Annotated in this window: 25 protein-coding genes; 9 read left to right on the plus strand and 16 right to left on the minus strand. The window is 57.1% G+C overall.

What is annotated here, in order from left to right; genetic code table 11:
* Nucleotides 1-37 precede the first annotated feature (37 nt).
* Nucleotides 38-2,620, minus strand: coding sequence for a TonB-dependent receptor plug domain-containing protein (locus PVT68_RS09630; RefSeq protein ID WP_280317519.1), 2,583 nt, complete (start codon nucleotides 2,618-2,620; stop codon nucleotides 38-40).
* A gap of 291 nt (nucleotides 2,621-2,911) precedes the next feature.
* On the opposite strand from PVT68_RS09630, the gene PVT68_RS09635 reads away from it, so the two are divergent.
* Nucleotides 2,912-3,700, plus strand: coding sequence for a DUF2884 family protein (locus PVT68_RS09635; protein ID WP_280317520.1), 789 nt, complete (start codon nucleotides 2,912-2,914; stop codon nucleotides 3,698-3,700).
* A gap of 122 nt (nucleotides 3,701-3,822) precedes the next feature.
* On the opposite strand, the gene PVT68_RS09640 is transcribed toward PVT68_RS09635, so the two are convergent.
* Both PVT68_RS09640 and PVT68_RS09645 read right to left on the minus strand, forming a co-directional pair.
* Nucleotides 3,823-4,341, minus strand: a complete 519-nt coding sequence (locus PVT68_RS09640) for a peroxiredoxin (RefSeq protein ID WP_280317521.1) — start codon at nucleotides 4,339-4,341, stop codon at nucleotides 3,823-3,825.
* 199 nt (nucleotides 4,342-4,540) lie between these two features.
* Nucleotides 4,541-5,485: a dihydroorotate oxidase gene (locus tag PVT68_RS09645; RefSeq protein WP_280317522.1), complete on the minus strand. Its 945-nt coding sequence runs from the start codon at nucleotides 5,483-5,485 to the stop codon at nucleotides 4,541-4,543.
* A 146-nt stretch (nucleotides 5,486-5,631) separates the two neighbouring features.
* Between PVT68_RS09645 and PVT68_RS09650 the strand changes: the two genes are divergently transcribed.
* From PVT68_RS09650 to gloA2, 4 genes are all read left to right on the plus strand, one after another.
* Complete coding sequence (locus PVT68_RS09650; RefSeq protein ID WP_280317524.1) at nucleotides 5,632-5,940, plus strand: hypothetical protein; 309 nt, start codon at nucleotides 5,632-5,634, stop codon at nucleotides 5,938-5,940.
* Nucleotides 5,940-6,527, plus strand: coding sequence for an FMN-binding negative transcriptional regulator (locus tag PVT68_RS09655; protein ID WP_280317526.1), 588 nt, complete (start codon nucleotides 5,940-5,942; stop codon nucleotides 6,525-6,527). Before PVT68_RS09650 ends, PVT68_RS09655 begins: the two co-directional genes overlap by 1 nt.
* Nucleotides 6,528-6,593: 66 nt before the next feature.
* Entirely contained in the window at nucleotides 6,594-7,217 is a 624-nt protein-coding gene (locus PVT68_RS09660; RefSeq protein WP_280317528.1) for a sugar O-acetyltransferase, read from the plus strand.
* Between the two features lie 23 nt (nucleotides 7,218-7,240).
* On the plus strand, nucleotides 7,241-7,624 hold the full coding sequence (gene gloA2 / locus PVT68_RS09665; protein WP_280317530.1) for an SMU1112c/YaeR family gloxylase I-like metalloprotein: 384 nt from the start codon (nucleotides 7,241-7,243) through the stop codon (nucleotides 7,622-7,624).
* Nucleotides 7,625-7,700: 76 nt separating this feature from the next.
* Here the strand turns inward: gloA2 and PVT68_RS09670 are convergent, their stop codons facing one another.
* Nucleotides 7,701-9,284, minus strand: coding sequence for a hypothetical protein (locus PVT68_RS09670; RefSeq protein ID WP_280317532.1), 1,584 nt, complete (start codon nucleotides 9,282-9,284; stop codon nucleotides 7,701-7,703).
* A gap of 387 nt (nucleotides 9,285-9,671) precedes the next feature.
* On the opposite strand from PVT68_RS09670, the gene PVT68_RS09675 reads away from it, so the two are divergent.
* Nucleotides 9,672-12,443 (plus strand): M1 family metallopeptidase, encoded by a 2,772-nt coding sequence (locus PVT68_RS09675; protein WP_280317533.1) that lies wholly within the window; start codon nucleotides 9,672-9,674, stop codon nucleotides 12,441-12,443.
* Nucleotides 12,444-12,536: 93 nt separating this feature from the next.
* On the opposite strand, the gene PVT68_RS09680 is transcribed toward PVT68_RS09675, so the two are convergent.
* From PVT68_RS09680 to PVT68_RS09690, 3 genes are all read right to left on the minus strand, one after another.
* Nucleotides 12,537-13,124: an HdeD family acid-resistance protein gene (locus PVT68_RS09680; RefSeq protein ID WP_280317535.1), complete on the minus strand. Its 588-nt coding sequence runs from the start codon at nucleotides 13,122-13,124 to the stop codon at nucleotides 12,537-12,539.
* A gap of 69 nt (nucleotides 13,125-13,193) precedes the next feature.
* Complete coding sequence (locus tag PVT68_RS09685) at nucleotides 13,194-14,006, minus strand: LytR/AlgR family response regulator transcription factor (RefSeq protein WP_280317537.1); 813 nt, start codon at nucleotides 14,004-14,006, stop codon at nucleotides 13,194-13,196.
* Nucleotides 14,007-14,048: 42 nt separating this feature from the next.
* A complete protein-coding gene (locus PVT68_RS09690; protein ID WP_280317539.1) occupies nucleotides 14,049-15,137 on the minus strand; it encodes a sensor histidine kinase in 1,089 nt (362 codons plus the stop codon).
* 162 nt (nucleotides 15,138-15,299) lie between these two features.
* Between PVT68_RS09690 and PVT68_RS09695 the strand changes: the two genes are divergently transcribed.
* Entirely contained in the window at nucleotides 15,300-15,758 is a 459-nt protein-coding gene (locus tag PVT68_RS09695) for an EVE domain-containing protein (RefSeq protein ID WP_280317541.1), read from the plus strand.
* 119 nt (nucleotides 15,759-15,877) lie between these two features.
* On the opposite strand, the gene alaC is transcribed toward PVT68_RS09695, so the two are convergent.
* From alaC to bioD, 4 genes are all read right to left on the minus strand, one after another.
* On the minus strand, nucleotides 15,878-17,137 hold the full coding sequence (gene alaC / locus PVT68_RS09700; RefSeq protein ID WP_280317544.1) for an alanine transaminase: 1,260 nt from the start codon (nucleotides 17,135-17,137) through the stop codon (nucleotides 15,878-15,880).
* Nucleotides 17,138-17,312: 175 nt separating this feature from the next.
* Nucleotides 17,313-17,516, minus strand: coding sequence for a DUF3094 family protein (locus PVT68_RS09705; RefSeq protein WP_280317546.1), 204 nt, complete (start codon nucleotides 17,514-17,516; stop codon nucleotides 17,313-17,315).
* Nucleotides 17,517-17,643: 127 nt separating this feature from the next.
* Nucleotides 17,644-19,425, minus strand: a complete 1,782-nt coding sequence (locus tag PVT68_RS09710) for an acyl-CoA dehydrogenase C-terminal domain-containing protein (protein WP_280317547.1) — start codon at nucleotides 19,423-19,425, stop codon at nucleotides 17,644-17,646.
* Nucleotides 19,426-19,576: 151 nt separating this feature from the next.
* Nucleotides 19,577-20,278: a dethiobiotin synthase gene (gene bioD / locus PVT68_RS09715; protein WP_280317549.1), complete on the minus strand. Its 702-nt coding sequence runs from the start codon at nucleotides 20,276-20,278 to the stop codon at nucleotides 19,577-19,579.
* A 372-nt stretch (nucleotides 20,279-20,650) separates the two neighbouring features.
* On the opposite strand from bioD, the gene PVT68_RS09720 reads away from it, so the two are divergent.
* The gene (locus PVT68_RS09720) at nucleotides 20,651-21,142 is read left to right on the plus strand and encodes a L,D-transpeptidase family protein (RefSeq protein WP_280317551.1); all 492 of its coding nucleotides are present in this window, start codon (nucleotides 20,651-20,653) and stop codon (nucleotides 21,140-21,142) included.
* A 123-nt stretch (nucleotides 21,143-21,265) separates the two neighbouring features.
* Here the strand turns inward: PVT68_RS09720 and dnaB are convergent, their stop codons facing one another.
* From dnaB to rpsF, 5 genes are all read right to left on the minus strand, one after another.
* Nucleotides 21,266-22,711 carry a replicative DNA helicase gene (gene dnaB, locus PVT68_RS09725; protein WP_280317553.1) on the minus strand — a complete coding sequence of 482 codons (1,446 nt, stop codon included), beginning with the start codon at nucleotides 22,709-22,711 and terminating at the stop codon, nucleotides 21,266-21,268.
* 162 nt (nucleotides 22,712-22,873) lie between these two features.
* The gene (gene rplI / locus PVT68_RS09730) at nucleotides 22,874-23,320 is read right to left on the minus strand and encodes a 50S ribosomal protein L9 (protein ID WP_280317554.1); all 447 of its coding nucleotides are present in this window, start codon (nucleotides 23,318-23,320) and stop codon (nucleotides 22,874-22,876) included.
* Nucleotides 23,321-23,354: 34 nt separating this feature from the next.
* Complete coding sequence (locus PVT68_RS09735) at nucleotides 23,355-24,179, minus strand: hypothetical protein (protein ID WP_280317556.1); 825 nt, start codon at nucleotides 24,177-24,179, stop codon at nucleotides 23,355-23,357.
* Between the two features lie 70 nt (nucleotides 24,180-24,249).
* Nucleotides 24,250-24,480 (minus strand): 30S ribosomal protein S18, encoded by a 231-nt coding sequence (gene rpsR, locus PVT68_RS09740; RefSeq protein ID WP_010133305.1) that lies wholly within the window; start codon nucleotides 24,478-24,480, stop codon nucleotides 24,250-24,252.
* 12 nt (nucleotides 24,481-24,492) lie between these two features.
* Complete coding sequence (gene rpsF, locus PVT68_RS09745; RefSeq protein WP_280317560.1) at nucleotides 24,493-24,939, minus strand: 30S ribosomal protein S6; 447 nt, start codon at nucleotides 24,937-24,939, stop codon at nucleotides 24,493-24,495.
* Between the two features lie 288 nt (nucleotides 24,940-25,227).
* Here rpsF and PVT68_RS09750 point away from each other — a divergent pair, with 288 nt between their 5' ends.
* Nucleotides 25,228-26,082: an alpha/beta fold hydrolase gene (locus PVT68_RS09750; protein WP_280317562.1), complete on the plus strand. Its 855-nt coding sequence runs from the start codon at nucleotides 25,228-25,230 to the stop codon at nucleotides 26,080-26,082.
* Nucleotides 26,083-26,277: the final 195 nt, after the last annotated feature.

Raw genomic sequence — 26,277 nt, forward strand, 5'->3', positions numbered from 1 at the left:
AAGCGGGGATCAACGATTGTAGAAGACAAGATGTCTATCAGAAATTGTGATTCAGGCTCATGTAGTAGAAGGCGCCCTGCCAGTCCACCATAGAGCCGGGCGGATAGATGGCGCCACAGCAGTAATCGCCAATCTTGTCCTTATCGGGATACTCATCAAACACGTTGCGGCCGCCCAGGCTGGCGGACGTGGATTCGGTAAAGTGATATTTACCCTCCAGATCCACCTGCACCACCGAGCTGTACTTCTGGATCAGGCCTCCATTGAAGTTCTCTGAAGTGCCATACCAGTTGGCTCGCGCCATCAGTGAAAGCGGACCCATTGCATGCATTGCTGTAAATGCGCCACGAAGTTTCGGATCAAAATTTTCGAAATCGTGCTGATCTTCTTCGTTCAGATATTCACTTGGGTCGGAAGTAAATTCCGATTTGTTGTAGTTAAGAGAAGCGGTGAGATTGGTGATTCCCGCATCGGCCCACTCCAGCGGATAGGTCGCTACGACGTCGACACCCTCGGTGCGAGTATCAAATGCATTGGTAAAGTAGTTTACAGCACCAATAGATTCCGCGCCGACGACACCGGCGGCTACCAGCGCCAGGTAGTTTTCGTAGGCAGAACCACTGCCACTGTCCGTAGAGACGGGCAGTTCAGAAATTGAATAAGTGCGGTCGTCCACATCAATGCGATAGAAGTCGACGGTGAGGTTCAGCTTGTCGAAATCCGCGGTGAAACCAAAGGCAAAGTTGGTCGAGGTTTCCGGCTTGAGTGCTTTTGCGCCCAGTGCCTGGGCAACGGGGCTACTGGCGGGGAACAGACCGGTCGCCACCGGTACACCGTCCGGCAGTCGTGTGGACACGTTCGTCGTCCCCTGCTGCCCCGGGGTCGGTGCGCGGAAGCCGGTACCAATGGAAGAACGCAGGCCGATATTTTCGGTCAGGTCAAACTGCATGGCCAACTTACCCACCAGTTCGGAGTCAAAGTCCGAATAGTCCTCGAAGCGCACCGCGCCCTGTACAAACAGTCGATCAGTGAGGTCCGTGCTCAGGTCACCGTATACCGCGTAAGAGTCACGGGAGTAGCTGCCGCTGTACTCCGGTGAATAACCGGGGAACCCATTGGAGCCAACCCCCACTACGGTATATACCGGGTCGCTTAGATCCGCACAGTCCAGATCCTGCCCCGCATCCATCACGGCCTGGCCGGCAGCGGTAGCCGCACCGCTATCACAGAATCCCCAGGGATCCTTGGTCGCATAAGGACCAGCCGCGTAGGAATCCGGGTCACCTCCGGTGAGCTCGTAGGATTCATCCATATAGCTGACACCAAAGGCAGCCACCAGCGGGCTGTTCAGGCCTACCATCAGCTCTTTGGAAAAATCGGCCTGAATCTGGATTTCTTCGTTCGCCAGACTCCCGGGTTTAAAGGAGGTCGGACTATCAGGGCCCATGGAAGGGTTGATGGTGTTTTTCAGGGTGTAGTCGACTTCAGATAAGCCGTAGCGGGCACTGAAATCGTATACCAGTCCCGAGTTCATCTCGCCTTTCAGGCCGGTCGCAAGAGAGTAGTCGGTAATTTCACCGAAAAAGCGCGGGGTAAAACCGCCAGGGAATTTCTCCAGAGGACTGTAAATAGAACCATCCTCCTCGCGCAGATCCATGATGGTGCCATTGCCCGGGAAGCGATAATAAAAGCTGCCATCGGACTCGCTTTCCGAATAGTTACCAAAAGCATACAGTTCCTTGCCGCCGCCAAGATCGTAGCCCGCATTAAAAAACATGCGCGCAGATTCGGCATTCGGCTGACCCCAGGGCTGCACGACATCCCCTTCCAGGGAGGCATTTTTCGTCGCCTCCATGAAGTCGGGGTCTTCAGTGTAAGCCGCGTAACCGGCCGTGCTATCGTAGATCGGGTTGTTTTTGTCGAGACAGAAATAGGATTCGCAATACTGCTCTCCGCGAGAAGTGAAATCAGACTTGGACATCTCACCGGAAATACTCAGGAAGCCGTCGCTTCCAAGGGGCATACCAATATTGCCAATCGCGGTAGTCTGAAAGCCATCGCCCTCACTGTATTCCCCGGCGCGCACACCAAAGGATCCACCCTCGGCATTATCCTTCAGAATAAAGTTCATCACCCCGGCGATGGCATCGGAACCATACTGTGCCGCTGCACCGTCGCGCAGCACTTCTACCGATTTAAGCGCTGAACTCGGGATGGTGGCAATATCCGGGCCCTGGGTACCGGATCCACCAATCTCCACCAGTGCCGCGCGGTGACGACGCTTGGAGTTTACCAGGACCAGCGTTTTATCGGTGGGCATGCCCCGCAATTGCGCAGGGCGGATAAAGGTGCCGCCATCGCTGATTGGCTGCCGCCCCAGGCTATAAGATGGCACCAGGGTTTTCAGTACATCGTTGGTATCGGTGTAGGATACTGATTCCAGCGCCTCGCTATTAAACACATCCACTGGCACCGGGGAGTCGGAAACAGAGCGTGGCTTGCCGCGCACGCCGGTTACCGCCACCTCCTCGAGCTCTTCCGCCAGTATCGGCTGCATGGGTGTTACCGCGCTACCGGCGACGATTGCTATTACTGCACAACTCAGAGACTTACGTTTCATAAACGACCCCTTTCTCCTGCTTTATCAAATGCCATAACCGTTATTTTTTTAAGGCAAAAGCTGCCCACGCCACGCACACGGACGGTGCGCAGACAGGTCAAACATCGACAATCGTGGGTACTTTTTCGGTGCAGACCGGGCTGCAGAATTTGCAGCCTCGAACTAATCGTTGTTATTGGAACTTCAGCAATATGTATGCCAGACCAGAACTAAATTTTTATTTCACCCCTTGCATCCAAAGTTGAGAGCGACCCCGTCTTATCCGCATATGCCCATGAATGGAATACACACATGATTCGTTTTGGCACGCTCACCGCCGCCCTGATTGCCACCACACTGGCTCCGATTGCCCTGGCAACGGATATCAACCTGCATTCGAAAAACGGCGACCACTGCGCCATAGAGCTGCACCAACAGGTCACCGTTGGCCCTGATTTCATCGAGACTTACGACGAAGCCGGCAACAACCTGTTGCTCGCCTATCGCGCGCCGGATCAACTGGCAGTGGGAGACGCCGGTGTCATTCTTCAACCAGAACAACAGGAATTGATGCGGAGATACCACGCAGCGCTGCACAGCGCCGGACGTGAAGTGAATGCCATTTCACTGGAGGCGATGGATGTTGCCCTAAGTGGCGTCGCTATTGCGCTCGCCGCCCTGGCGGGGCCGGAAGATCCGGACACACAGGAGTTTCTGCAGGAATCCTTGCAATTGCGGGAAAAATTCATCGCCCACAATTCTCCCAACGTCTACACCCTGGGTGGTTCCTGGATGGGCGGCACACTGGAAGAACATCTGGAAATGGAGCTGGAACCAAAAATAGAGGCACTGGCAAAAAAATCCGCGGGAAGAATTGCCTGGCATGCAATGAAAGCGGTATTTACCGGCGGCAAGAGCATAGAAACACAGGCAGAAGCCGCAACCGAGGCAGCGGAAAAGGCCATAGAAAAGAAAGCAGACTTGCTGGAAGCCAGAGCGGAAAGACTGTGTGAACAGCTGCACCAGCTGGATACTATCGAGGCCCAATTACATCAGGTGATTCCGGAGCTCGACGGCCTGAACCTGGTGACAACAAAATAATTGCGGATACAGGCCTCAAACCAGTATCCGCGTAGTTGAGATACACCCCCAAGTGTTCGGCCGCCCTGCGGCCTTTTTTTATTTTCTTTTCTTGAAACGGGGTGTTATTTGTGGAAAAAATATCAGGACTTTTTGGCGATACCGAGTTCTTCCAGCGTCTTTGCCATATCTTCCGCACTGGTGGCAGGTTTGATGTCGCTATCGACTTTCAGCACCTTGCCATCCTTACCGATATAAATAGTGACCCGTTTGGCCATATTCAGCACCGGCATTTTTACGCCGTAGGCTTTGGCCACCTCACCGGTAGGATCGCTGAGCAACGGAAAGTCCGCCTTCTGTTCGGCTGCGAACTTGGTGTTGTCTTCCACCTCATCGGTGCTCGCCATAAAATAGGCAACATCGTACGCACGAATCAAATGGCCGTTTTCCGCCAGGGATTTACATTCAATGGTACAACCCTTGGTGAATGCCTTTGGATACCACGCAATGACTACGGCCTGCTTGCCGTTAAAGTCACTCAGGCTGTAGCTCTTGCCGTCGGAGGCTGCGAGTGTAAATGCGGGCGCTTCATCCCCAGGCTGGAGGGCCAAAACCGGCGCCGCCAATAGCATAAATGTGAACGACAACAGTAATTTTCTCATTTTCTTTCTCCCCATTCTTACAGGTCAGTTATTATTCGCCGGATTTATACGGCCAGTACCAGCTTTTGGATGCGCCACGGTTCGTTATTCATAAAAATAGAGACAAGCGAACCAGGGGCAATTGATTCTCGCACTGTCTGGCCGAATGAGCCAGACATTACCCCCCGCGTATTACCCTTGTAGGGCGATTCGTCCGTACTTATTCCAGGGTCTTCAATTTACCTTTAAAGCTATCAATATCTCTGTAGCCTTTGCCCCCCATAATTTCCCGCAGCTCTGCGGCAATACGCGCAAAACACCCAACCCCCTCGCGCATCAACTGGGTGCCGACCTGAACCGCACTGGCACCACAGAGAATATGCTCGAATACGTCCATACCACTTTTTATCCCGCCGCAGCCGATGATGGCGACATCCTTGTCGAGCAGGGTGTAGAACTTGCGCACATTCGCCAGCGCCGTCGGCTTGATAAAATCCCCACCGATACCGCCGAAACCTGACTTGGGTTTGATGACTACCGACTCCTGATCCGTATCAATCACCAGGCCGTTGCCGATACTGTTGATACAGGTTACAAAAGCGATGGGAAAATCGCGCAGTACGGCGGCCATCATTTCAAAATGGGGCAGATCGAAGTACGGCGGCAGTTTTACCCCCAGTGGCGTGGTCACATGCTCGAAGATCATTTCCAACAGCACCCGGCTCTGCTCAAAGTCATACCCTGTCTGTGGCTTACCGGGGACATTCGGACAGGAGAGATTGAGCTCTATGGCACTGACATGTTCCTGCCCCGACAGCGCGCGGATAATCGCCACATTGTCCTCGAACCCCAGCCCGGAAACCGAGATGAAATAGGGTTTGTTGAATGTGGCGGCGCGTTTGGCATAGTCCAGATAGTAGCGGTATCCCTCATTCGGCAACCCCATGCTGTTGATACTGCCCCAGGTCGTTTCAAAATAACGCGGTGAAGGGTTGCCCTGGCGCTTTTCCAGGGTGGCACTTTTACTGAGAATGGCACCGGCTTCGCTGCTTCCCACGGCATCCAGTTCCGCGGCGGTGGTGCACAACGGGCCGGAGGCGTTGTACAGGCAGGAACTCAGCGGGCAACCGGCAACTACCGTGGCCAGGGAGGTTTCGTAGGTCATTGCGGGGTTTCTTTCAGGTAGAATGGCGTACTGCAAATATAGTTACATATAGGTTATTTTTTGCGCCCGGTGACGAAATTAAACCCAAGCGATGTCACCCGCCGTCAACCTTTGCGCCCAATCTTAACCGCCAACCGGAAAAGTGAATGGATCAAACTCTCTTCCTCAACGAAGTCGAACGTCGCCTTGCCCTGCTATTCAAAGCGTCCCAAAGTGGGTACCCGATACCCGCCATAGAGCGGCATCGTCTTGAGGGGTTTATGCAAGCGGGAATATTTTTGGGGCTAAGCAGCAAGGCGGATTTGGCCCAACTGATGGAAAGGATACATCTGGAGATATTCGGAAAAACGCTCGCCGAACGCAAACAACAGCCCCCCGCATCCTGGATATTCGCAGAGGTTGACTACAGCCAATACGAATCCCCCAGCTATGTACGCACACGCTCGGAGACCTGATGTACACGCCCAATCACTTTGCCGTTAGCGACCGGCAGGAGCTTTTGCAGTTTATCCACAACAATGGATTCGGCGCGCTGATTTCCAATCACCAGAGCCAATTGCAAGCCAGCCATTTGCCATTCCTTCTCGACGAGGGTGGCCACCGCCTGATGTGCCATCTCGCACGACAGAACGATCAACTGGACGCCATCGACGGCCACCCGGTGCTGGTGATCTTCAACGGACCCCACGCCTATATTTCGCCTCGCTGGTATACCAAACCCGGGGTACCTACATGGAACTACCAGGCAGTGCATGTGCATGGTATTGCGCGATCATTCACTGACGAGCAGCGCCTGAAGACAATGGTAGACAGCTTGTCGGAAAAATATGAATCCGGCGTCGATGCTCCCTGGCAACCGGACTACTCTCCCAAATTGCTGCGGGCCATCGTTGGTGTGGAAATAGAGATTTCCGAAATTCAGGGGACCTACAAACTGAGCCAAAACCGTCCGCAGCAGGATCGCTTACAGGTGGTGGATGCCCTGCATGCAGAAGGGGAAGCCGCCATGGCCCAGGCAATCATCCAGCACAACAACCCCTGAACCAACAGAAGTTTACGTCAACAGTAGGTGCGCCCCCCAGGCTGACAACGAAGAAACGAGATCATCATGAATGAAAAGCAGAAAATGCTTGCCGGCGAGATGTATAACCCGGCAGACACGCAGCTCGCGGAAATGCGACAGCGGGCGCGGAGAATATCGGAAGAACTGAATAACACCAGCCAACAACACAGGCTGCACCGCGACCATCTGATCCGCGAGTTGTTCGGCAGTACCGGTGAGCAAATCCAGATCGAATCCCCGTTCCATTGCGATTACGGCGAGAACATTCATGTGGGCGAAAATTTTTTCGCCAATTTTGGCTGTGTGATTCTCGACGTTGCGGAGGTGCGGTTCGGGGATAATTGTATGCTGGCACCACAGGTAGGGATCTATACGGCAACACACCCGCTGGATCCGCGCGAGCGATGCAGCGGGCTGGAATATGCCAAGCCCATCACCATCGGTGACAACGGCTGGATTGGCGGCATGGCCGTCATCAATCCCGGGGTGACACTCGGCAATAATGTGGTGGTGGCGTCCGGTGCGGTGGTGACCAAAAGCTTTGGTGACAACGTCGTACTCGCGGGCAATCCGGCGAGGGTTATTCGCACTTTGGAGCCCGGGTCAAACTCCTCTTCAAGCTCCTCTTCAAGTTCCTCGTCAGAATCCTCGCCAGAGACTTCACCTTGAGACACGTGATACACGCAGATACCATGCTCAAGTCCATCCACCACGCCGCCATCATCTGCTCCGATTATGCGCGCGCGAAACATTTCTATGTAAACATCCTCGGCCTAAGACCAATCGCGGAGAATTACCGCGCGCAGCGGAATTCCTGGAAACTGGACATGCAGTTACCCGACGGCGGACAGTTGGAATTGTTTTCTTTTCCCGGTGCGCCGGCGCGCCCCAGTTACCCTGAAGCCCAGGGACTGAGACACCTGGCATTTGCGGTAGATTCGGTGGACCAGTGCAAGGCCCGTTTGGAGGCTCAGGGAATCGCGGTGGAAGCGGTGCGCGTCGATGAATACACCGGCAAGCGCTTTACCTTTTTCAGCGATCCCGACGGGTTGCCGCTGGAGCTCTATCAGCTGTAGTGCGGCTATTGAATGGTATTAAAAAGGGGAGCCTGGCTCCCCTGGAAAACTCATCACTCAGGCTGCAGCGCTGCTCTTAGGGCGATGCTTTTTTCTTTGTATTTGCAGCAGCCGCAGCCTTGTTATCTTTCACCAGCGCTTTGCCCTGCTTGATGGACTGCTCGGCGACCTGCGGCTTGAGTTCCGCCAGCATGGTTTTCATCTGGTTGTATTCAGCCTCGCTGGTCAATTCCAGCAGTAGGGGCTGCGCCACTTCGGCAAAATAGTCCGCGTCTTTTTTCTCGTACAGCTCCCGCGCCATCCACTGGGCAATGTGCACTTCCCGGGGGGCACGCAGGTACGCCTGCTCGAGCATTTCAACATATTGGGCCTTGGGATAACCCAGCATCTGCATGGTGATGGCGAGGCCATACCAGTTCATGGCCTGATCGGACTGATTGTTGACCAGGTTTACAAACTTGTTGCGCGCTTCCTTCAGCATGGTTTTGCTGCGGTCACTCCCCATGGAGCCAATTTCCCGGTTGAGCCACAACCACGCCTGGGCGTTCTGAAACCAGAACTCTTTGTGCTGTGTAGGTGCAACCTGGGCGAGCAGGCGGGCGGCTCCGTCGTAGTCGCCGGCCCGGGTGGCGGCATCGGCGCGCACCGCGGTAAGCTCGGGGGCGTAGAGTTTTTCCCGTTGCGCGTATCGCACCAGGTCCTCGAGACCCTGGGCGTTATAACCGGACTTCACCAGAAAGCGCGCCAGCTCCACCACGGTCTGCTGACCGCTCATGACCTTGACCTTCGGGTTCGCGGGCTTGAAGGTCGCCGGTACCTGGCCGCGGGCGAGGTCGAACCGGCCACTTTCAAATTGGGCATTGTAGTGACGCTCGATCTCCTTGATCGACATACCCAGGTTCTTACTCAGGGCTTTCACCGGGTCAGCGCCGTTGTTGTAGTCCTTCACAAACTGCTTGAATGCCTTGGCCTTGCCGCTCTCCATGATGATCCAGTGTGCCAGCATCCAGCCACTGGCATAAACACGCCCCTTCTCCTCATCGGGTGTGTTGTAGACGGTGGCGCGCAACAGCTCCTGCAGCGGCATCTGACTGGTGTACAGCAGGGTCATGGCGCGCTCACCGGGGATAGCGCCAATCTGGTAGGTGTTGTCGGGCCCGAATGTCATGGTCGACATGAACTCGGCAAAGCCCTCGCTGTACCAGTAGGGGTAGTGGGTGGTGGTGCCGTTGTAGCTCAGGAAGTGGGTGTATTCGTGAAACAGGAACTCCCGCGCTTCCAGCTGGCGCTCACCGGTGCGGCCGTCCAGGTTTACCAGTGCATAACTGCCCTCTGCGGTGGTATCAAACAGCCCATTGGTCAGCTCGGAAAGATCGTCCCCCACCAGACCCGCGTAGCTGTCGCGGTCGGCAGCGGCATAAATAGTGAGTTTGGCGCCGTCATCCCGGGCCCCCAGCAGGTCGAGCGCCACTGCACGGTAGCGCTCCAGGTCCCGGGCCAGCGTGCGCACCGCCTGCGCATCACCGTTGGTGATAATGTGGAAGTTGGTACTGTCGATCTGGTACCAGGTGTCTTTGGCGATATTGCCGGCCATGGCAGTGCCAGCAAACAGCAATGCACTGGAAAATATGGCTATGGAAGCGATGAATCGTGAAAACATATTCTGGCCACCCGGTCTTTCGCAAAGTTGGCAGCTGTCTGCTTTTTAACCAGCGCTGCGCGAATAAGCACATTACAGGTTTTTACTGGTTAAAAAAAGAACAACATTAAACGGGAACCCGTAATTCACTCTGAGAATAAAGACCCCTCGGTCACCCACCACCTCCCCGCTACACCGTGTACCGTCAGATCCCGGCGTACGCCCAGACACCTAGGTCTATCAACCATTTCTAACAACCATTTCCAACAAGCATGCCGGACAATTATTCGGCGCCTTAATCAATCTATCGTCTTTGCCGACCGCCCCGTCCCATTGCACTCCTGCCCCGTATACCCGAACCGCTACAATTGAAAAACGATTGAGTCAGAGTTTTCCAATCCAACCGATATGCGACATTTTCCCCTGCTTGCCCTGCCCCCCCTGCTGGCCGGTCTTTTGCTCTTTACCGGCTGCGACACCGGGAACCAAAACACCCCCAAACAAACCGCGGACAGACCTGCCGCCAGTGACACAGCACTGACGGACTCGGTCAAACGGCAGGAGCCACAGGCTCCTGCCGGCAAACTGCCGGACGGCGTACGCCCCAAAGCCTACCGCCTCGACCTGACCCTCGACCCACGCGAGGACAGATTCCACGGACAGGTGGAAATTGACATAGAGCTGGACAACCCCAGCGACCATCTCTGGATGCACGGCAACCATATTGAGGTGGAGGATATCCAGGCCCTCGTCACCAGCGACGGCGACAAGCAGAAGTCCGCAGAGCAAAAGACTGAGAAGAAGATCATTGAGGCCCAGTATCAGCAGGTATTGGAGAGTGGCGTGGTGCGGGTAGACCTGCCCGGCGGTGTTGACGCGGGAGAGGTTACCCTGCGCATCAATTACAGTGCCCCCTTCGATAAAAACCTCGCCGGCCTGTTCAAGGTGGAAGAGCAGGGGGAGGCCTATGCACTGGCCAAATCCGAGTCCATTCAGGCTCGGCGCTTCCTGCCGAGCTTCGATGAGCCCGGGCTCAAAGCGACCTACGACATCAGCCTCACCATCCCCCGGGGCTATGTCGCCATCAGCAATGCACCGGAGCTGAACCGCAGTGATGCCGGCAACGGTATGGAAAAGGTGACCTTTGCGCAGACCCGCCCCATGTCTACGTATCTGCTGTCCCTGGCGGTAGGCCCCTTCGACGTGGTTGAGCGAGCCGCAATACCAGCGAACAAATACCGTAAACAGGAACTGCCCCTGCGTGGCTTTGCCCGCAAGGGCCGCGGCAAGGACCTGAAATACATCCTTGATGTGACACCGGAGATGTTGCGCATTTTTGAGGAGCAGCTGCAGCGCCCCTACCCGTTCAAGAAACTCGATATCATTGCCGCGCCCCAGTGGCCCAGTGGCGCTACGGAACTTTCCGCCGCCATCACCTACCGCGAACAGCGCATTCTGGTCGAGGGCGATGAACCGGCACCGGGGCTGCGACTGGCGCTGCTCGGGGTTCACGCCCACGAGATCGCCCATATGTGGTTCGGCAACCTGGTCACCCCGCCCTGGTGGGATGACCTGTGGCTGAAAGAAGGCTTCGCCACCTGGGGCACCCCACTGGCACTCACCATCATGGAGCCCGAAGGTGGCCACGACCTCAACGCGGCGGTGCGCGCCATCAGCGCCATGAAGCTGGATTCCCTCGCCAGCACCCGTGCAATTCGCGAGCCCATCGACGACAACAACGATATCCGCAACGCCTACGACGCCATCACCTACGCCAAGAGCCTGGGCGTTATCCACATGGTGGATGAGTACTTCGGCGCAGACACTTTCCGTCCTGCACTGGGGCGCTATATCGAGACCTTTGCCGATGGTGTCGCGGACTCTCCGGACTTCTACAAAGTCATTGGTGAAGAGACCAACAGTCCACGGCTGACCGAAACCTTTCGCTCCTTTGTGGAGCAAAAAGGTGTGCCCCTGCTGGATCTTACCGTCGATTGCAGCACCAAAGACCATGCCAGATTGCTGGTCAAACAACAGCGTTACAAACCCCTCGGCTCGCCAATCAATGACAGCGGGCAAACCTGGAGTATTCCTTTCTGCGTGCGCGCCAGCTCCGGCGTGGAGCAGTGCAAGATCGTGACCGCGCAGGAAGAGACTCTGGATATTTCCGGTGGCGAGTGCCCGACCTGGGTAATGCCCAACGCCAACGGTGCGGGTTATTACCGCTTCAACCTGCAAGAGAAGTACTGGCAGCAACTGTTGCAGCAATTTGCCCAGTTGCAAGCGGTGGAACAACTCGCCGTTATCGACAGCGCTTTCGCCGCGTTCGAAGCCGGCGCGCTGCAACCGCAAATACTCACCCAGGTTATCCGTCTCTCAGCCGAGGCGGACAAGCGCCAGGTGGTGGCCGCGCCGCTGGAGTACCTGAGTAAATATTCCGACCACTACATAAGCACGCAGCAGGCCGGACGCTGGCAGTCCTTCCTGCAATCGCTCTACGGTAAAAAACAGCAAGCACTTGCTAACAGCAGCGACAACGACAGCAAGCTGCTCTACAGCCAGTTGCTGGGTTTCCTGGCACTGGATGGCAAGGATCCGCAAGCGCGCCAACAATTGCGCGAAATGGCGGAACGCTTTACCGGGTTCCAGCAACCGCGGGATCCACAGGCTCTCAACTCAGACCTTTATCAAAGCGCACTCACTGTCGCGGTACAGGATTCCGGCAAAGCCTTTGTGGACCACTTGATTGCAGCCCGCGGCGAGCTGGACGATCCGCTATTTGAAAGCGCCAGCGCCGATGCCCTCGGTCGTGTGGCAGATCCGGCACAGCTGGGCACCATCCACAGTCTGGTACTGAGCGACAACATGGGAGCTCGGGAAGCATTCGGCCTGATCCAGAACGCAATGGCGGTACCTTCGGTGCAGGCCCAGAACTGGCAATGGCTACAGCAGAACTTCTCCCAGGTAGTGGAGAAAATCCCCGAGCAGTGGCGACGCAATACGCCGCGTTTTGCCAATCATTTCTGCGACCAGAACGCCCTGCAACAGGTACAGTCGCTGTTCAGGGAACACAAAAAACGGGTACCCGGCTACGAACGCGCACTGGCACAGACCGAAGAGAGTATCAATCTGTGTATGGCGCAGGAAGAAAAAGGACGCGCTCTGGTCGAAAGCCTGTAGCAGAAATTTTCCCGAGATATCTTTTAAACCAAAAACGGCAGCCCTTGGCTGCCGTTTTTGGTTCACAGCGCACCCGCAATCGGTGCCCCTACACTAGCGCCCTGTGTGTTTCACTTTGCGCAAGCGGAATGCCAACCACACCAGAATAATGCCAAACAGAATGGCGTACGTGCCGATCAGCCATAACAGCGCCAGCGCACCGGCGCCAGGTTTCAGCAGCAGTACCAGTCCGAATATCACCGACAACACGCCGGCAAAAATCAGCAGCCACTCGTGATCGATTTCCTTGCGCAGGCGGATGGCACCGATGATTTCAAATATCCCCCGCACCAGTGCCCAGGCACCGATAAAGATGACCAGTACCAACGCCGTCACCTGCGGATAAATGAAGGTAACAATACCCGCGGCAATGCCGGTGATGCCCACGAAGATCAACCACCAGATGGATGAACCGGTGACCGAGCCGCGCCCTTTGAATGCACCGTAAAGCGCAATAACGCCATCGACCAGTGAGTAGGCGCCAAACAAAATAATAAGGCTGAGCAGGCTGATACCGGGCCAGACGAAAGTAAGGACTCCGAAAAGGATCGCAAAGCAGCCCCGCAGCAGCGCAACCCACCAGTTGTCTGCCAGCAGTTTTAACAGCGGGCGGGTCGACATGGGGATATTCTGATTGGCCATAAGCACTCTCGACGAATTGAATCCGTTGCGTCGAGAGTTATAGGCTGGCGCGGTATTAGAGGCTTAAATTCAAATGAAGTGCTGAACTTTGTTTTTATAACTGCGGCTCATTTTCAGGCGCTCGCCATTATTCAGCACAAGGTGGTATTCGCCATTAATATGCGCGCAGATCTCCCGTACCCGCTTGAGATTGACGATGGTGGAGCGGTGAATACGCTGAAATACTTTCGGGTCCAACTGCTGTTCCAGCTCTTTCATGGTAATGCGCATTACATGGGTTTCGCCGCTGGCGTGTACGCACATGTAGTCACCAGCAGCGTCGATCCAGTCGATATCCCGCGCCGGTACCAGGGTAATTTTTCCCGCATCCTTGATCGCGATTTTCTCCGGGTAGCGGCTGCTTCCGAACTCCCCTGCCGCGAGTTTTTGCTCCAGCGCCTGGGGTGTCTCCTGAGTGAGATCCGCCACCGCTTCCAGCAGCTGCTCGCGCTGTGCGGCCAGATTCTCACTGCCAAGTTTTTCCCGCACTCGCTGCAGCGCCTTGTTCAAGCGCTCTTCCTCGATGGGTTTCAGTACATAGTCGACGGCGTTGACTTCAAAGGCCTCCACCGCGTACTGATCGTAGGCGGTTACAAATACGATCTGTGGAATGGACTCCTTCGGCAGTAGCTGCACCAACTCAAGTCCACTCACCCCCGGCATCTGAATATCGAGAAAAGCCACATCCGGCTGCAGCGCCAGGATCTGCTCCCGCGCTTCACGACCATTGCCACACTCCGCCAGTACGTCGACGCCCGCCAGGTTTTCCAGGCGCAGGCGCAAACCGCGGCGGGCCAGAGGCTCGTCGTCAACAATGATGACTTTAAGATTGTTGTCACTCACGGTTTTTATAACTCCCCTGATTAGTGTTGCGCGCGGTGCCGGTTAATCCTGTTCGAAGGGAATGCGCAGGTGCACCGCAAGGCCGCCCTCTGCGCGATTACAGAAGCGCGTTTTCTGTTCATTGCCGTAGAGGGCGCGCAGACGCTCACAGGTGTTGCGTATACCCACACCACTGCCACTGCCGAGTCCCGCCAATACCGCCTCGGATACCCCGGGACCATTATCGCTGATTTCAATGAGCAGCTCGCCGGCAAATACCCGCGCCTTGATGGTGATCTCACCACCCCACTCCCGCTGGGATATACCGTATTTGATTGCATTTTCCACGATCGGTTGCAACAGTAAACTCGGCACCAACGCCCGCGTCGCATCGCCGTCGAGATCCACATTCACCCGCAGGCGGTCGGCGAAACGCACTTTCTCGATATCCAGGTACAGCATCAGCGCTTCCACTTCTTTCGCCAGTGTCACCTTCTGCATTGGATCGTTGTCCAGGGAGTGACGCAGGAACTGGGACAGGTGCGTGACCATGCTGTTGGCGGTCTTGCCGTCCTGATCCAGGATCAGGGTGGAAATAGCGTTCAGGGTATTGAACAGGAAGTGCGGATTGAGCTGGTAGCGCAGCATCTTGAGCTGGGACTGGTGAGCGATGGACTCCGCCTTCAGTGCTTTTTCCTGCTGTAACAGCGACGCCTGGTAATACTTGATGCCGTAATAGAGCGCCGTCCAGGTCAGATAGATAAGGAACGAGTATGAAAACCAGTAGATAGCCTGTACTACCGGATGATTGTCGCTTTCCTTGCCGTACAACCACAGCGAACCACCGAGCTTGATCGCCGCCCACAGCACCGCAGCCACCATCACGGCCCCGAGGGTACCCAGTAAGCGATGCGCCGGTGACTTGTCCCACAGCCGCTGGAAACCGCGGCGCATGGCCTCGGATATGGCAACCCCGGAGGCCGTTGCCACGGCGATATAGCCGGTGTAGAGCCAGTGATTCTCCACCCAGAAAGAGCCGCCGATAAAGGTCAGCAGCGTATAGCCGGCCCAGCCGCTGAACTGCAGCGCAAAGTATTGGTTGCGCTCTGTCGCCAGCCAGTCAGAAAGCCAATTGAAAACCGAATTACCCATATTTCTCCATTCATGCGCAAAGAGTGCGCCAATCTGGGAAAATAGCCTAATGGACGGAAGACCCGCGCGAAATACCGGAAAACGCAACAATCCGCCGGACTGCCGCAGAAAGTGACGGGAATGCCGAGGAAATAGAGAGAGAGTGAAGAGGAGTAGAGATAAATGCACTACTGGCTGTTCAAGTCGGAACCGGATGAATACAGTATTGATGACCTCAAGCGTGAACCCGGTCAAACCGGGCGCTGGGACGGCATCCGCAACTACCAAGCGCGGAATTTTTTGCGGGACTCAGTGCAAATAGGCGACGGAGTATTCTTCTACCACAGCGCCTGTAAGGTACCCGCCATCGTCGGCACCGCCCGCGTGGCCCGTGCCGCCTACCCCGACCCCGCCCAGTTCAACCCGGAATCCAAATACTTCGACCCCAAGGCCAGCAGCGATCAGCCGCGCTGGTTCTGCGTGGACCTGCAGTGGCAGAGCACCTTTCCCAGACCGGTATCCCTGAAAGACATCAAGCAGGATCCTCGGCTGGCAGAGATGGTGCTGGTAAAACAGGGGCGCCTGTCAATCCAGCCGGTCACTGCTGCCGAGTGGCGACTTGTCGAACAGCTGGGAAATTGACAGGGTTTGATCACCCTATTTGTAGGAGCCTGCCTGCAGGCGAAAATGCGGACCGCCAGGGAAAAACCATTCGCCTGCAAGCAGGCTCCTACGATAGTCGATGAATTACGCCAAAACGGTCAGCGACTTTTCGCGCCTTTCTCCCCGCTCCCCTCGGCTTTGCGCTCCGTCAACAGGCCGTCCGCGCGAAACATCGCCTTGATACCGCGCACCGCCTGACGGATACGATTCTGGTTTTCGATCAGGGCAAAGCGCACATAGTCATCGCCGTAGTCACCGAAGCCGATACCCGGCGATACGCAGACCTTGGCGTCCGCCAGCAGTTTTTTGGCAAATTCCAGCGACCCCATTTCTCGATATGCCGGCGGAATTTTCGCCCACACGTACATGGAGGCTTTGGGGATATCCACCATCCAGCCCGCCTCGTGCAATCCTTTTACCAGAGTGTCGCGGCGCTGGCGGTACTGCTCGGCAATGTCCCGCACACACTGCTGATCCCCTTCCAGGGCCGCAATGGCCGCGACCTGTAACGGGGTAAAACTGCCGTAATCGTGGTAGCTCTTGATGCGCGCGAGGGCGTTGACCAGGTCGCGGTTACCCACCATAAAACCCACCCGCCAGCCGGCCATGTTGTAGCTTTTTGACAGGGTGAAAAATTCCACCGCCACCTCTTTGGCGCCGGCTACCTGCATGATGGAGGGTGCCTTCCAACCTTCGTAGACGATGTCCGCGTAAGCCAGGTCATGCACCACAAGAATCCCGTAGCGCTTGGCCAGTGCCACTACCCGCTCGAAAAAATCCAGCTCAACACACTGGGCGGTAGGGTTGGAGGGGAAGCCGAGAATCACCATTTTGGGTTTCGGAATGCTTTCCGTGATGGCCCGCTCCAGTTCGGCAAAAAAATCGATACCGGGCACCAGCGGCACCGAACGCACCTGGGCGCCGGCAATGACCGCACCGTAGATATGGATCGGGTAGCTCGGGTTTGGTACCAGCACCATGTCGCCGTGGTCGAGTACCGCCAGCATCAGGTGCGCCAGCCCCTCTTTGGAGCCGATGGTGACCACCGCCTCCTCTTCCGGATCAATTTCCACCTGATAGCGGTCTGCGTACCAGTGAGCAATCGCCCGACGCAAGCGGGGTATGCCGCGAGAAGTGGAGTAGCCGTGGGTGTCTTCACGCTGGGCCACGGTACACATCTTGTCGACAATGTGTTGCGGCGTGGGCCCATCGGGGTTGCCCATACTGAAGTCGATAATGTCTTCGCCGCGCCGTCGCGCAGCCATTTTCAGTTCGGCGGTAATGTTGAAAACGTAGGGGGGCAGGCGATCAATACGGGAGAAACGGCGCTCGCAAGGCGCACTCATATCCTTGGTCATAAATTCCTCTATTCACGTAAGCGCCCGGAACCGTCCGAGCGACGCATGCCGCCGGGTGGCGACCCCGGCATCATAGGCGAAGAATTTATTTTCGTGAATAGACAGTCAAAATTGGTGGCGGCTTATTGCAGCACCAACCAGAGAGCGCCCCCCAAGAAAAAGTGACACTCCCTATTCAGACTACCCCTTTGGTGCGCGCAATAATCAAACTCAGCAGGGACAGCAGCGTCAGGACGCCGACGATTATCACCAGCAGCAGCAGGGGGCGAAAGGGTTTGCGCTCGACATCGTTATAGCCGGTCTTGAGGTAGTGATCGACCTTGGCCTGGTCTTCATCGGAGAGCTTTTTGAGCGGAGTCTGGGGGTCTTGTTCGGGCATGGATCGGGCCACTGGTATTTTTATTGTGTCACCAGAGTCTATAAGAGACCCGAAAACGAAAAAAGCCCCGCGACTGCGGGGCTTTTTTAAAGGGCACTGACTATTGCAGCGCCTTTTATAGAAGGACTCAGAAGAGCTCTTCTTCCAGGTCCATCAGGGTTTCGCTGCCCGCGAGTACGCTACCGGCAAGGCCGGCGGTCATCGGCAACAGACGCGCGAAGTAGAAGCGCGCGGTCTTGACCTGGGAGCGATAGAAGTCGTCTGCTGCGGCCTTTGGCGCGGCAACGCTGACGACCTTGGCCCACATGTAGGCGTAAGCAACGTAACCGAACAGGTGCAGATATTCTACGGATGCGGCACCGGGCGCATTGGGATCCTGCTTGGCGGCCTCCAATACCGCTGCGGTCACGTCTTTCAGACGTTGCAGTTCGGTGGCCAGGGGCTGGATGTATTCTGCAAGCGCTTCATTGTCCGCATTGGCATCGATAAAGGTCTGCACGTCGGCCGCAAACAGCTCGAACAGAGCGCCGCCGTTGGCGACGGTCTTGCGGCCGATCAGGTCGAGGGCCTGGATGCCGTTGGTACCTTCGTAGATCTGGGTAATACGCACGTCGCGCACCAGCTGTTCCTGGCCCCACTCGCGGATATAGCCGTGGCCGCCAAACACCTGCTGGCCGAGTACGGTGCACTCCAGGCCCTTATCGGTGAAGAAAGCCTTGGCCACCGGTGTCAGCAGCGCAACCATCGCTTCCGCGTGCTGCTTTTCTTCACCCTCACCAAACTTGGAAATATCCAGCCACTTGGCCACATAGGTGGACAGTGCACGACCGCCGCCGATCAGGGCCTTCTGGGTCAGCAGCATACGGCGTACATCCGGATGCACGATGATCGGGTCTGCGGCTTTTTCCGGCTGCTTGGCCCCTTCCGGGGAGCGACTCTGCACGCGGTCACGGGCGTATTCGATGGCGCTCTGGTATGAGCGCTCAGAAGCACCGAGACCCTGGATACCCACACCCAGACGCTCGTAGTTCATCATGGTGAACATAGCCGCGAGGCCTTTGTTCACTTCGCCCACCAGCCAGCCTTTGGCGCCGTCAAAGTTCATGGCGCAGGTGGCAGAGGCCTTGATGCCCATCTTGTGTTCGATCGAGCCGCAGCTAACGCCATTGCGCTCACCCAGGCTGCCGTCTTCGTTTACCAGGATCTTCGGCACCAGGAACAGGGAAATACCTTTCGGTCCCTTGGGTGCGTCAGGCAGCTTGGCCAGTACCAGGTGAATGATGTTCTCGGACAGATCGTGGTCGCCGCCGGTAATGAAAATCTTGCTACCGGTAATGCTGTAGCTACCATCTTCCTGCGGCTCCGCCTTGGTGCGGATAATGCCGAGGTCGGTACCGGCGTGGGGTTCGGTCAGATCCATGGCGCCGGCCCAGGTGCCGGCGTACATGTTCGGCAGGTATTTCTGCTTCAGTTCCTCGCTGCCGTGGGCGTCGATCGCCAGACAGGCGCCGTTGGTGAGTACCGGATACAGGGCAAAGGAGATATTGGCGGCGCAGATCATTTCTTCCACCTGAGCGCCGAGCATTTTCGGCATGCCCATACCGCCGAATTCCGGGTTGCCCACCAGTGCACCCCAACCGCCCTCACAATAGGTGGTGTAGGCTTCAGGGAAACCCTGCGGCGTGGTCACGACGCCGTCATTCCACTGACAGCCTTCTTCATCACCGGTACGGTTAATGGGGTCCAGGGTGTTGGCGGCCAGCTTGGCCATCTCTTCCAGAATCGCATCGGCGGTTTCGCGGTCGGCGGTTTCCGCCAGCGCTGGCATGCTTGCCCACAGCTTGTCCGCTTCAAATACTTCGTGCAGCAGGAAGTTCATCTCGCGCAGTGGCGCCTTGTACTCGGCCATGCTCTTGCCTCTCAGGTGTGTAGACGCGGGGGCGAGCCCCACAAATTGGTTCAAGCGTTTGTTTCAAACGAATGTTTGAAATCTAGGCCCAAGATATCCCCAAGTCAAGCCGGACACGGGAATCCGGCCTGTGGGTCAGTCAGATTGCAGGTCAGTCTGAAGAAGATAGCAGCGGCGAAGGGTCCAGATGCGCGGCACCATTGCGGTAGTCGCCAGAATCATCAAAGGGTATGACCCCGAGACACGGCGCCGGCAATAGCGTCCGCAGGGTCATCAGGTTTTCCTCCGCCCTGGGCATCTGTGCCTGCGGGCCGCGGATAAAATTGGCCACCCACCCCGCCAGCGGCAGACCATCCCGGCGGATGGCCTCTGCGGTCAGCAGCGCGTGATTGATACAACCGAGCTCCATGCCCACCACCAGAATGACCGGGAGCTCCAGCTCCCGCGGCAAATCGGACAGGAACTGCCGCGGCGCCAGTGGCACCCGCCAGCCACCGGCCCCTTCGACCAGCACAAAATCAGCCCCGCCGCTCATCACTCCCCGGCAGATACCCACCAGCCGCGAGGGATCCAGGCGCCTGCCCACCTCCATAGCGGCGATATGGGGTGCGATGGCGGGTTCCAGTGCAATCGGGTTCACCTGTTGATACGGCAGCTCCTGCGTCATCGCGTCCATTAAAGTCAGGGCATCTACATTGCGCAGGCCATCCTCGGTCTGCTCACAGCCCGAAGCCACCGGTTTCACCGCAGCGGTATTGAGCCCACTATCGCCTGCGGCTTTTAACAACGCCGCGGAAACATAGGTTTTGCCCACTTCGGTATTGGTACCGGTCACGAAAAAAGTCCGGGTCACAGAAAACTCCTCACACTGGACATTGGTCTGTCTTTTTTTTGACGCCTCTTTAAACGTGGTCTAACTGGTGATAGATTGACCACTCAGAGCGATATTCATACAACCCACTTCGCCATAAACGGCCCGGGTTAGGACAATTGCCTAATATTAGCCCCGCCGTTGGACCGGGCTGACAGTAAAAGACAACGCTGTCATAACATATTTGCGCCACTGGACGAAACTGCGCAACCACATTGCTTTTCTGCCGGTGATCTATTTCGCCACAGATCCGATGCCCCCCGCCAGATACAGGGAAGTGGAAGTGCGGTTGCTCGAAAGCGAAGTGTTCAACCACAAATTTCATAGCCACTGCCACAACTACCGATGAGAGCCATGCGAACGATTAAATTGACTCTGTTAGCCCTGATGTTGCTGCCGACTTTGGCGTTTGCCAAGGTAAAGCCCGTTGATGAAGTGGTGGTGTACAAGTCCAAGCACCTGATGCAGCTGAAGCGCAACGGCAAGGTTGTGAAAAGCTACAAGGTGGTCTTCGGCAAGAACCCCAAGGGGCACAAGCAGTATGCGGGCGATTCGCGCACCCCGGAAGGTCGCTACACCCTCAACTGGAAAAAGAAAAACAGCACCTATTACCGGGCCATCCAGGTTTCCTACCCGAATGCGGCAGACCGCGCGCGGGCAGCCAAACTGGGTAAAAATCCCGGCGGTGCCATCATGATCCACGGCCAGAAGCCGCACTGGAAAGGTATCGAAAAATACCTGACCCGGATGAACTGGACCGACGGCTGTATCGCGGTAACCAACCCGGAAATGGATGAGATCTGGGCGATGGTGAATACCGGCACGCCGATTGAAATTTTCCCTTGATCTCCGAGTTCGGGAGCACCTCGTGCTCCCGACGTAACACGCCCCTGCTCCCGACCTTCCAAGCTACAGCGTAAACATATTCGAATTGAAGGCCGGGGGCTGGGGCCAGTTTTTCGAATCGACTTAATGTTCTTGCTGGTAATACTCGGGCGCGAGGTCATCAAACCTCGTGTACTTACCCACAAACGCCGCGCGGCAGGTGCCAATTTCGCCGTTACGCTGCTTGCCGATAATCAGCTCTGCCATACCCTTGTCCGGGCTGTCCTCGTTGTAATACTCGTCGCGGTAGATAAACAGGATCACGTCCGCATCCTGCTCGATCGCACCGGATTCCCGCAGGTCCGAGTTCATCGGCCGCTTGTTCGGGCGCTGCTCCACCCCCCGGTTCAACTGCGACAGCGCAATCACCGGGCACTCATATTCTTTCGCCAGGGCTTTCAAAGAGCGGGAAATTTCCGAGATCTCCTGGGTACGCCCCTCGGTACTGCCCTTCACCTGCATCAGCTGCAGGTAGTCCACCATCACCATGGCCGGCATCGCGCGGCGCTCGGCCTCCTCGCGGGAGAGTTTGGGGTCCTGCTGCATCAGCTTGTTGGTATGGTCGCGTACCGTGCGCTTCACCCGCGCCCGCACCTCTGACGGGGACAGGCCCGGAGTATCATCGATGTACAGGCCCTTGCCCTTCATCTTCTGCACCGCACTGGACAGCTTTGGCCAATCCTCTTCCTGCAACTTGCCGTTGCGGATACGCCCCTGATCGATCTTGCCGATAGAAGAAAGCATCCGCATCACCAGGCTGTCAGACGGCATCTCCATGCTGAATACCAGGGTCGGCTTTTCCTGGCTCAGCATGGCCGCTTCGACGAAATTCAATGCCAGCGCGGTTTTACCCATGGAGGGACGGGCGGCGAGAATGATCATCTCCCCGGGCTGCCAGCCGGAGGTGCGCTGGTCCAGTTCGGTGAGACCGGTGCTGAGCCCCGTGAGGTCACCCTCGGACTTGAACAGCTCATCGATGCGCTCGACGGTCTTTTTCAGCAGCGCATCGACACCGACAAAGCCGCCCTCTTTGGCGCGGCCCTCGGCGATTTCGGCAACCCGGCGCTCAGCCATCTGCAGCAGGTCTGCAGAGCCCAGGCCACCGGGATTGAAGCTGGTACGACTGATCTCTCCCGCCGCGGCGATCAACTGACGCAACATGGAGCGCTCGCGCACGATCTTGGCGTAAGCAACGATGTTGGCTGCTGAGGGGGTGTTTTCTGCCAGTTCCGCCAGATAGGCGGGGCCGCCGATCTCCGCCAGCAGGTCGCGGCTGGCAAGGCCCTCGGCGAGGGTAACGATATCCAGCGGTTGCTCGCCGCCGGACAGCGCCAGCATCACGCCGAAAATGACCCGGTGGCTGGCGACAAAGAAGTCCGACTCGCTCAGCTGTTCCGCCACAGCGTCCAGGCGGCTGGCATCCAGCATCAGACCACCCAGCACCGACTGCTCCGCTTCAACCGAATGCGGCAACGGCGAGCTGGCCTGGGACTCCTGGGACTCTTGTTCTGACGTGACGTAGTCGTTCATGGGGAAATTTACTGGGCTTTCAGGTTTGCGGTCGCCAAAAACAAATCAGGCGCTGAACTCCCGACTTTCAAGAAAGGGGGAATTCAGCGCCCGATTGTAGCGCGCCCAGACGGCAAACGGGCAATTCCGTTTACCAGCCTGCCGCAAAGCGGTTACAGAAGCTTATTCAGCTTCTACAACAACCTTAACGGTGGTGATCACGTCGGAGTGCAGCTGCACGTCGACTTCGAACTCACCAACTTCGCGCAGAGCGCCTTGCGGCAGCTTCACTTCAGCCTTGCTTACGGCAACGCCAGCAGCGGTGATCGCTTCAGCGATGTCGCGCGTACCGATAGAGCCGAACAGTTTGCCTTCGTCGCCAGCGTTGGCAGCGATGGTCACAACCAGATCTTGCAGCTTGGCAGCGCGCTCTTCAGCGGCACTCAGCTTGGCTACAGCGGCAGCTTCCAGTTCAGCGCGCTTGGCTTCGAACTCAGCGACGTTCGCTGCGTTGGCCAGTACGGCTTTACCGGTAGGCAGCAGGTAGTTGCGGCCGAAGCCGGCTTTCACGTCAACGCGGTCGCCCACGTTGCCCAGTTTGCCTACTTTGTCGAGCAGAATAACTTCCATCTCGGAACCCTCAGTTTCAGTTCTTGTGCGCCGCTCAGCGGTCGTCGCTCGAGCGCGCGCGAATATCAATCCAGCTATCGATCAGTGCCAGGCCGCACAGAAAGCCTGCCAGCGGCAGCGCCCCAATCACCAGCATTACATACATGGCAATCAGCGGTCCGCGCCCCCAGCCCTTGCGTGCCACCATCCAGTGAATCAGGCAGATGCCCGCCACCATGATGGGAAATGCCGCTACCGCACCCCAGAACACAAAGTGCTCATTCACGAGACAGTAGACCCACAACAGCATGCCAGCAGCCGCGATCGGCAATGGCATGCGCAGGGAGTGCATTTCTTCCCGCAAACCACCGGGGTTATACAGCAGCGCCTGCCACCAGCGCCCCAGCATCAGAGCCAACATGGCGCTGATCACTGACACCCAGGTCAGGTAACCGGTGGCCTGAGTTTCGCTGGCAAACGCCTGGCTCAACTGCTGGGCCTCCGGGGTGGTAGCACCACCCGCGGCCTCATTGACCGCCTGCTGCAGGCTTTCCACCACGCCGCCGGCAACCTGCGAGGTCGCCAGAATACCCAGCGCGGATACCGCGGTGAGCATCAGCAATGCCCAGCTCCAGGTCCGGGTAGCCCGCAGCACCAGAGCTGCGGCCAGCACCGCCACAAAGTGGGTGATCGCCAGACCGGACATCAGCGGCGACATATAGCTGGCACCGGCGGCGGCAACCACCGGCAGTAACGCCCAGGCCAGAACAAACAGGCCGTCGCCACTGCCGCGGCGCAACCCCACCAGTGCAAGCACCGCGGGGCTGATCAGCGGGATTCCCACCATGGTGAGGATCACCGCCCGCACGCGCGATCGCATAGCGAACTCAGCGATGGCGCGCACTAGATAGCTTCTCTTTTACAACAATGCTTACGAAGCAAAGCGCAGCTTAGGCTTCGTGGCTGTCCGTGTACGGCAGCAGCGCAATGTAACGCGCGCGCTTGACCGCGGTGGCCAGCTGGCGCTGATACTTGGCTTTGGTGCCAGTAATACGGCTCGGTACGATTTTGCCAGTTTCAGAAACGTAGGCTTTCAGGGTATCGAGATCTTTGTAGTCGATACGCTTTACGCCTTCGGCGGTGAAACGGCAGAACTTACGACGACGGAAAAAACGTGCCATCTGATTATCCCCTTACTCTTCGTCTTCGTTGATGTCGGAAGACTCAGCTTCGTCAGCGTCGGAGGAATCGTCTTCCCTCTCGGCACGCTCGCGACGCTCAGAGCGCTCTGCGCGCGCTGCTTTGCGCTCGCGGGACTCTTTCTCGGCCTTCATGATCGGGCTTTCTTCGGTGATGGCTTCGTCTTCACGAATCACCAGGTTACGCAGCACCGCATCGTTGTACTTGAAGTTGGTGGTCAGTTCCGCCAGCGCTTCTTCAGTACACTCAACATTCATCAGAATGTAGTGAGCCTTGTGGATTTTGTTGATCGGGTAAGCCAGACGGCGGCGGCCCCAGTCTTCCAGACGGTGAACATCGCCACCGCTTTCTTTGATGGTCGCAGTGTAGCGCTCGACCATGCCGGGCACCTGCTCGCTCTGGTCCGGGTGAACCAGGAATACAATTTCGTAATGACGCATTTTTGCTCCTTACGGGTTAACACAGCCTCCTGGCTTGCCGCTGTCCATAAACAAGAAAAACAGTGACTGCCCGGTGAGGCAAGGAGTACGCAACAGGGCCGACATTGGGCCTATTGCGGGCGGCGTATTCTATGCGCACCACCAACTGGTTGCAAGTTGATCGATTCGCTAATCAAAACCCTGACGCCACCCGCTGTCGAAGTCGCCCATGCCGGGGAGCGGTCTGGTCATGGGCACCCGATATGCCGGTGGATATATTCCACACTGCAGCGCTAAACAGGCAGCCCCATGACCGCAAACACCCCCAAGGTGCAGGTGCACAACCTGCAGCTCAGAAACTTTCACATCCCCCTCACCCTGCATCGCCTGCCCGGTGAGCACCCCGTGGCACTGATTCTACCCGCCCTGGGCGTGCCCGCGGTCAAGTACAGCCTTCTGATGGAATCCCTGGCGGCGCGGGGCTACCACAGTGCCATCTGTGAGCTGCCAGGTACCGGCGAGAGCCACCCCCAGCCGGGGCGCGCGGCGGACTATGGGTACAACGACCTGGTATTCGAGTGGATTCCCCTGGCGCTGGCGGCCCTGCGCGGGGAGTTTGGAAAGGATCCGGTCCTGGTTCTTGGCCACAGTATTGGCGGCCAGACCGCGACACTCGCCGCCCGCGCCGGACTGACCGGAAACGCCCAAGTCGTCAGCGTGGCCGCGGGACACCTGGACAGCCGCAGCTGGCGCGGCCTGAAGCGGGCCGCAGTAGTGGGAGCCGCGGTTGCCGCTCACGCCAGCACCCGACTGCTGGGCTACTTTCCCGGCAAACAGTTGCGCTTTGGCGGGCGCGAGGCCTCCACCCTGATGCGTGACTGGGGCAACGGTATTATCCGCGGGCGCTTCACACCGGAATCCCGCATCCCGCAAGCGGCCGCCCTACAACACCAACCTCTGCACCTGTGTATCGAACGCGATCCCTTCGCACCACTGAACGCCACACGCCGGCTGGCAGCACTAGTTGGCGGCGAAGTTCGCCTGATTCCGGCGACCTACCACAAGGGCAACCCGCACCTCAGCTGGATCAGGAACCCGGATCCCGTACTGGAAATCGTGCAGCGGCGATTGGATGAATCTGCGCAAGACGCAGCGGTACATTAGGGCAAGAGCAGAAAATCCAGGTTAATTCCGAATTTTCCTTGAGGGGTTGCGAGCCGTGTACGTCTTGATAAGTGAAGGTCGCAAAAATAACCCAGAAATAATAACAATAATTTACAGGGACCCAAGAAAAACAAACGGGATAAAACCTAGCAGGGGGCACACGCCCCCTTTATTTTTTCTCCCCGCCCCGCTTTC

Origin of the sequence: Microbulbifer bruguierae (genome assembly GCF_029869925.1) — a bacterium.
Classification (GTDB): Bacteria; Pseudomonadota; Gammaproteobacteria; order Pseudomonadales; family Cellvibrionaceae; genus Microbulbifer; species Microbulbifer bruguierae.

Coding starts and splice junctions, on each gene's coding strand:
- PVT68_RS09680 (WP_280317535.1), bottom strand. CDS start 13,124: ATGGCCAATCAGAATATCCCCATGTCGACCCGCCCGCTGTTAAAACTG.
- PVT68_RS09720 (WP_280317551.1), top strand. CDS start 20,651: ATGCGAACGATTAAATTGACTCTGTTAGCCCTGATGTTGCTGCCGACT.
- rplI (WP_280317554.1), bottom strand. CDS start 23,320: ATGGAAGTTATTCTGCTCGACAAAGTAGGCAAACTGGGCAACGTGGGC.
- PVT68_RS09655 (WP_280317526.1), top strand. CDS start 5,940: ATGTACACGCCCAATCACTTTGCCGTTAGCGACCGGCAGGAGCTTTTG.
- dnaB (WP_280317553.1), bottom strand. CDS start 22,711: ATGAACGACTACGTCACGTCAGAACAAGAGTCCCAGGAGTCCCAGGCC.
- PVT68_RS09690 (WP_280317539.1), bottom strand. CDS start 15,137: ATGGGTAATTCGGTTTTCAATTGGCTTTCTGACTGGCTGGCGACAGAG.
- PVT68_RS09635 (WP_280317520.1), top strand. CDS start 2,912: ATGATTCGTTTTGGCACGCTCACCGCCGCCCTGATTGCCACCACACTG.
- rpsF (WP_280317560.1), bottom strand. CDS start 24,939: ATGCGTCATTACGAAATTGTATTCCTGGTTCACCCGGACCAGAGCGAG.
- PVT68_RS09650 (WP_280317524.1), top strand. CDS start 5,632: ATGGATCAAACTCTCTTCCTCAACGAAGTCGAACGTCGCCTTGCCCTG.
- PVT68_RS09735 (WP_280317556.1), bottom strand. CDS start 24,179: ATGCGATCGCGCGTGCGGGCGGTGATCCTCACCATGGTGGGAATCCCG.
- rpsR (WP_010133305.1), bottom strand. CDS start 24,480: ATGGCACGTTTTTTCCGTCGTCGTAAGTTCTGCCGTTTCACCGCCGAA.
- PVT68_RS09710 (WP_280317547.1), bottom strand. CDS start 19,425: ATGGCCGAGTACAAGGCGCCACTGCGCGAGATGAACTTCCTGCTGCAC.
- PVT68_RS09705 (WP_280317546.1), bottom strand. CDS start 17,516: ATGCCCGAACAAGACCCCCAGACTCCGCTCAAAAAGCTCTCCGATGAA.
- PVT68_RS09660 (WP_280317528.1), top strand. CDS start 6,594: ATGAATGAAAAGCAGAAAATGCTTGCCGGCGAGATGTATAACCCGGCA.
- PVT68_RS09640 (WP_280317521.1), bottom strand. CDS start 4,341: ATGAGAAAATTACTGTTGTCGTTCACATTTATGCTATTGGCGGCGCCG.
- PVT68_RS09630 (WP_280317519.1), bottom strand. CDS start 2,620: ATGAAACGTAAGTCTCTGAGTTGTGCAGTAATAGCAATCGTCGCCGGT.
- gloA2 (WP_280317530.1), top strand. CDS start 7,241: ATGCTCAAGTCCATCCACCACGCCGCCATCATCTGCTCCGATTATGCG.
- PVT68_RS09675 (WP_280317533.1), top strand. CDS start 9,672: ATGCGACATTTTCCCCTGCTTGCCCTGCCCCCCCTGCTGGCCGGTCTT.
- PVT68_RS09695 (WP_280317541.1), top strand. CDS start 15,300: ATGCACTACTGGCTGTTCAAGTCGGAACCGGATGAATACAGTATTGAT.
- PVT68_RS09645 (WP_280317522.1), bottom strand. CDS start 5,485: ATGACCTACGAAACCTCCCTGGCCACGGTAGTTGCCGGTTGCCCGCTG.
- PVT68_RS09750 (WP_280317562.1), top strand. CDS start 25,228: ATGACCGCAAACACCCCCAAGGTGCAGGTGCACAACCTGCAGCTCAGA.
- alaC (WP_280317544.1), bottom strand. CDS start 17,137: ATGACCAAGGATATGAGTGCGCCTTGCGAGCGCCGTTTCTCCCGTATT.
- PVT68_RS09670 (WP_280317532.1), bottom strand. CDS start 9,284: ATGTTTTCACGATTCATCGCTTCCATAGCCATATTTTCCAGTGCATTG.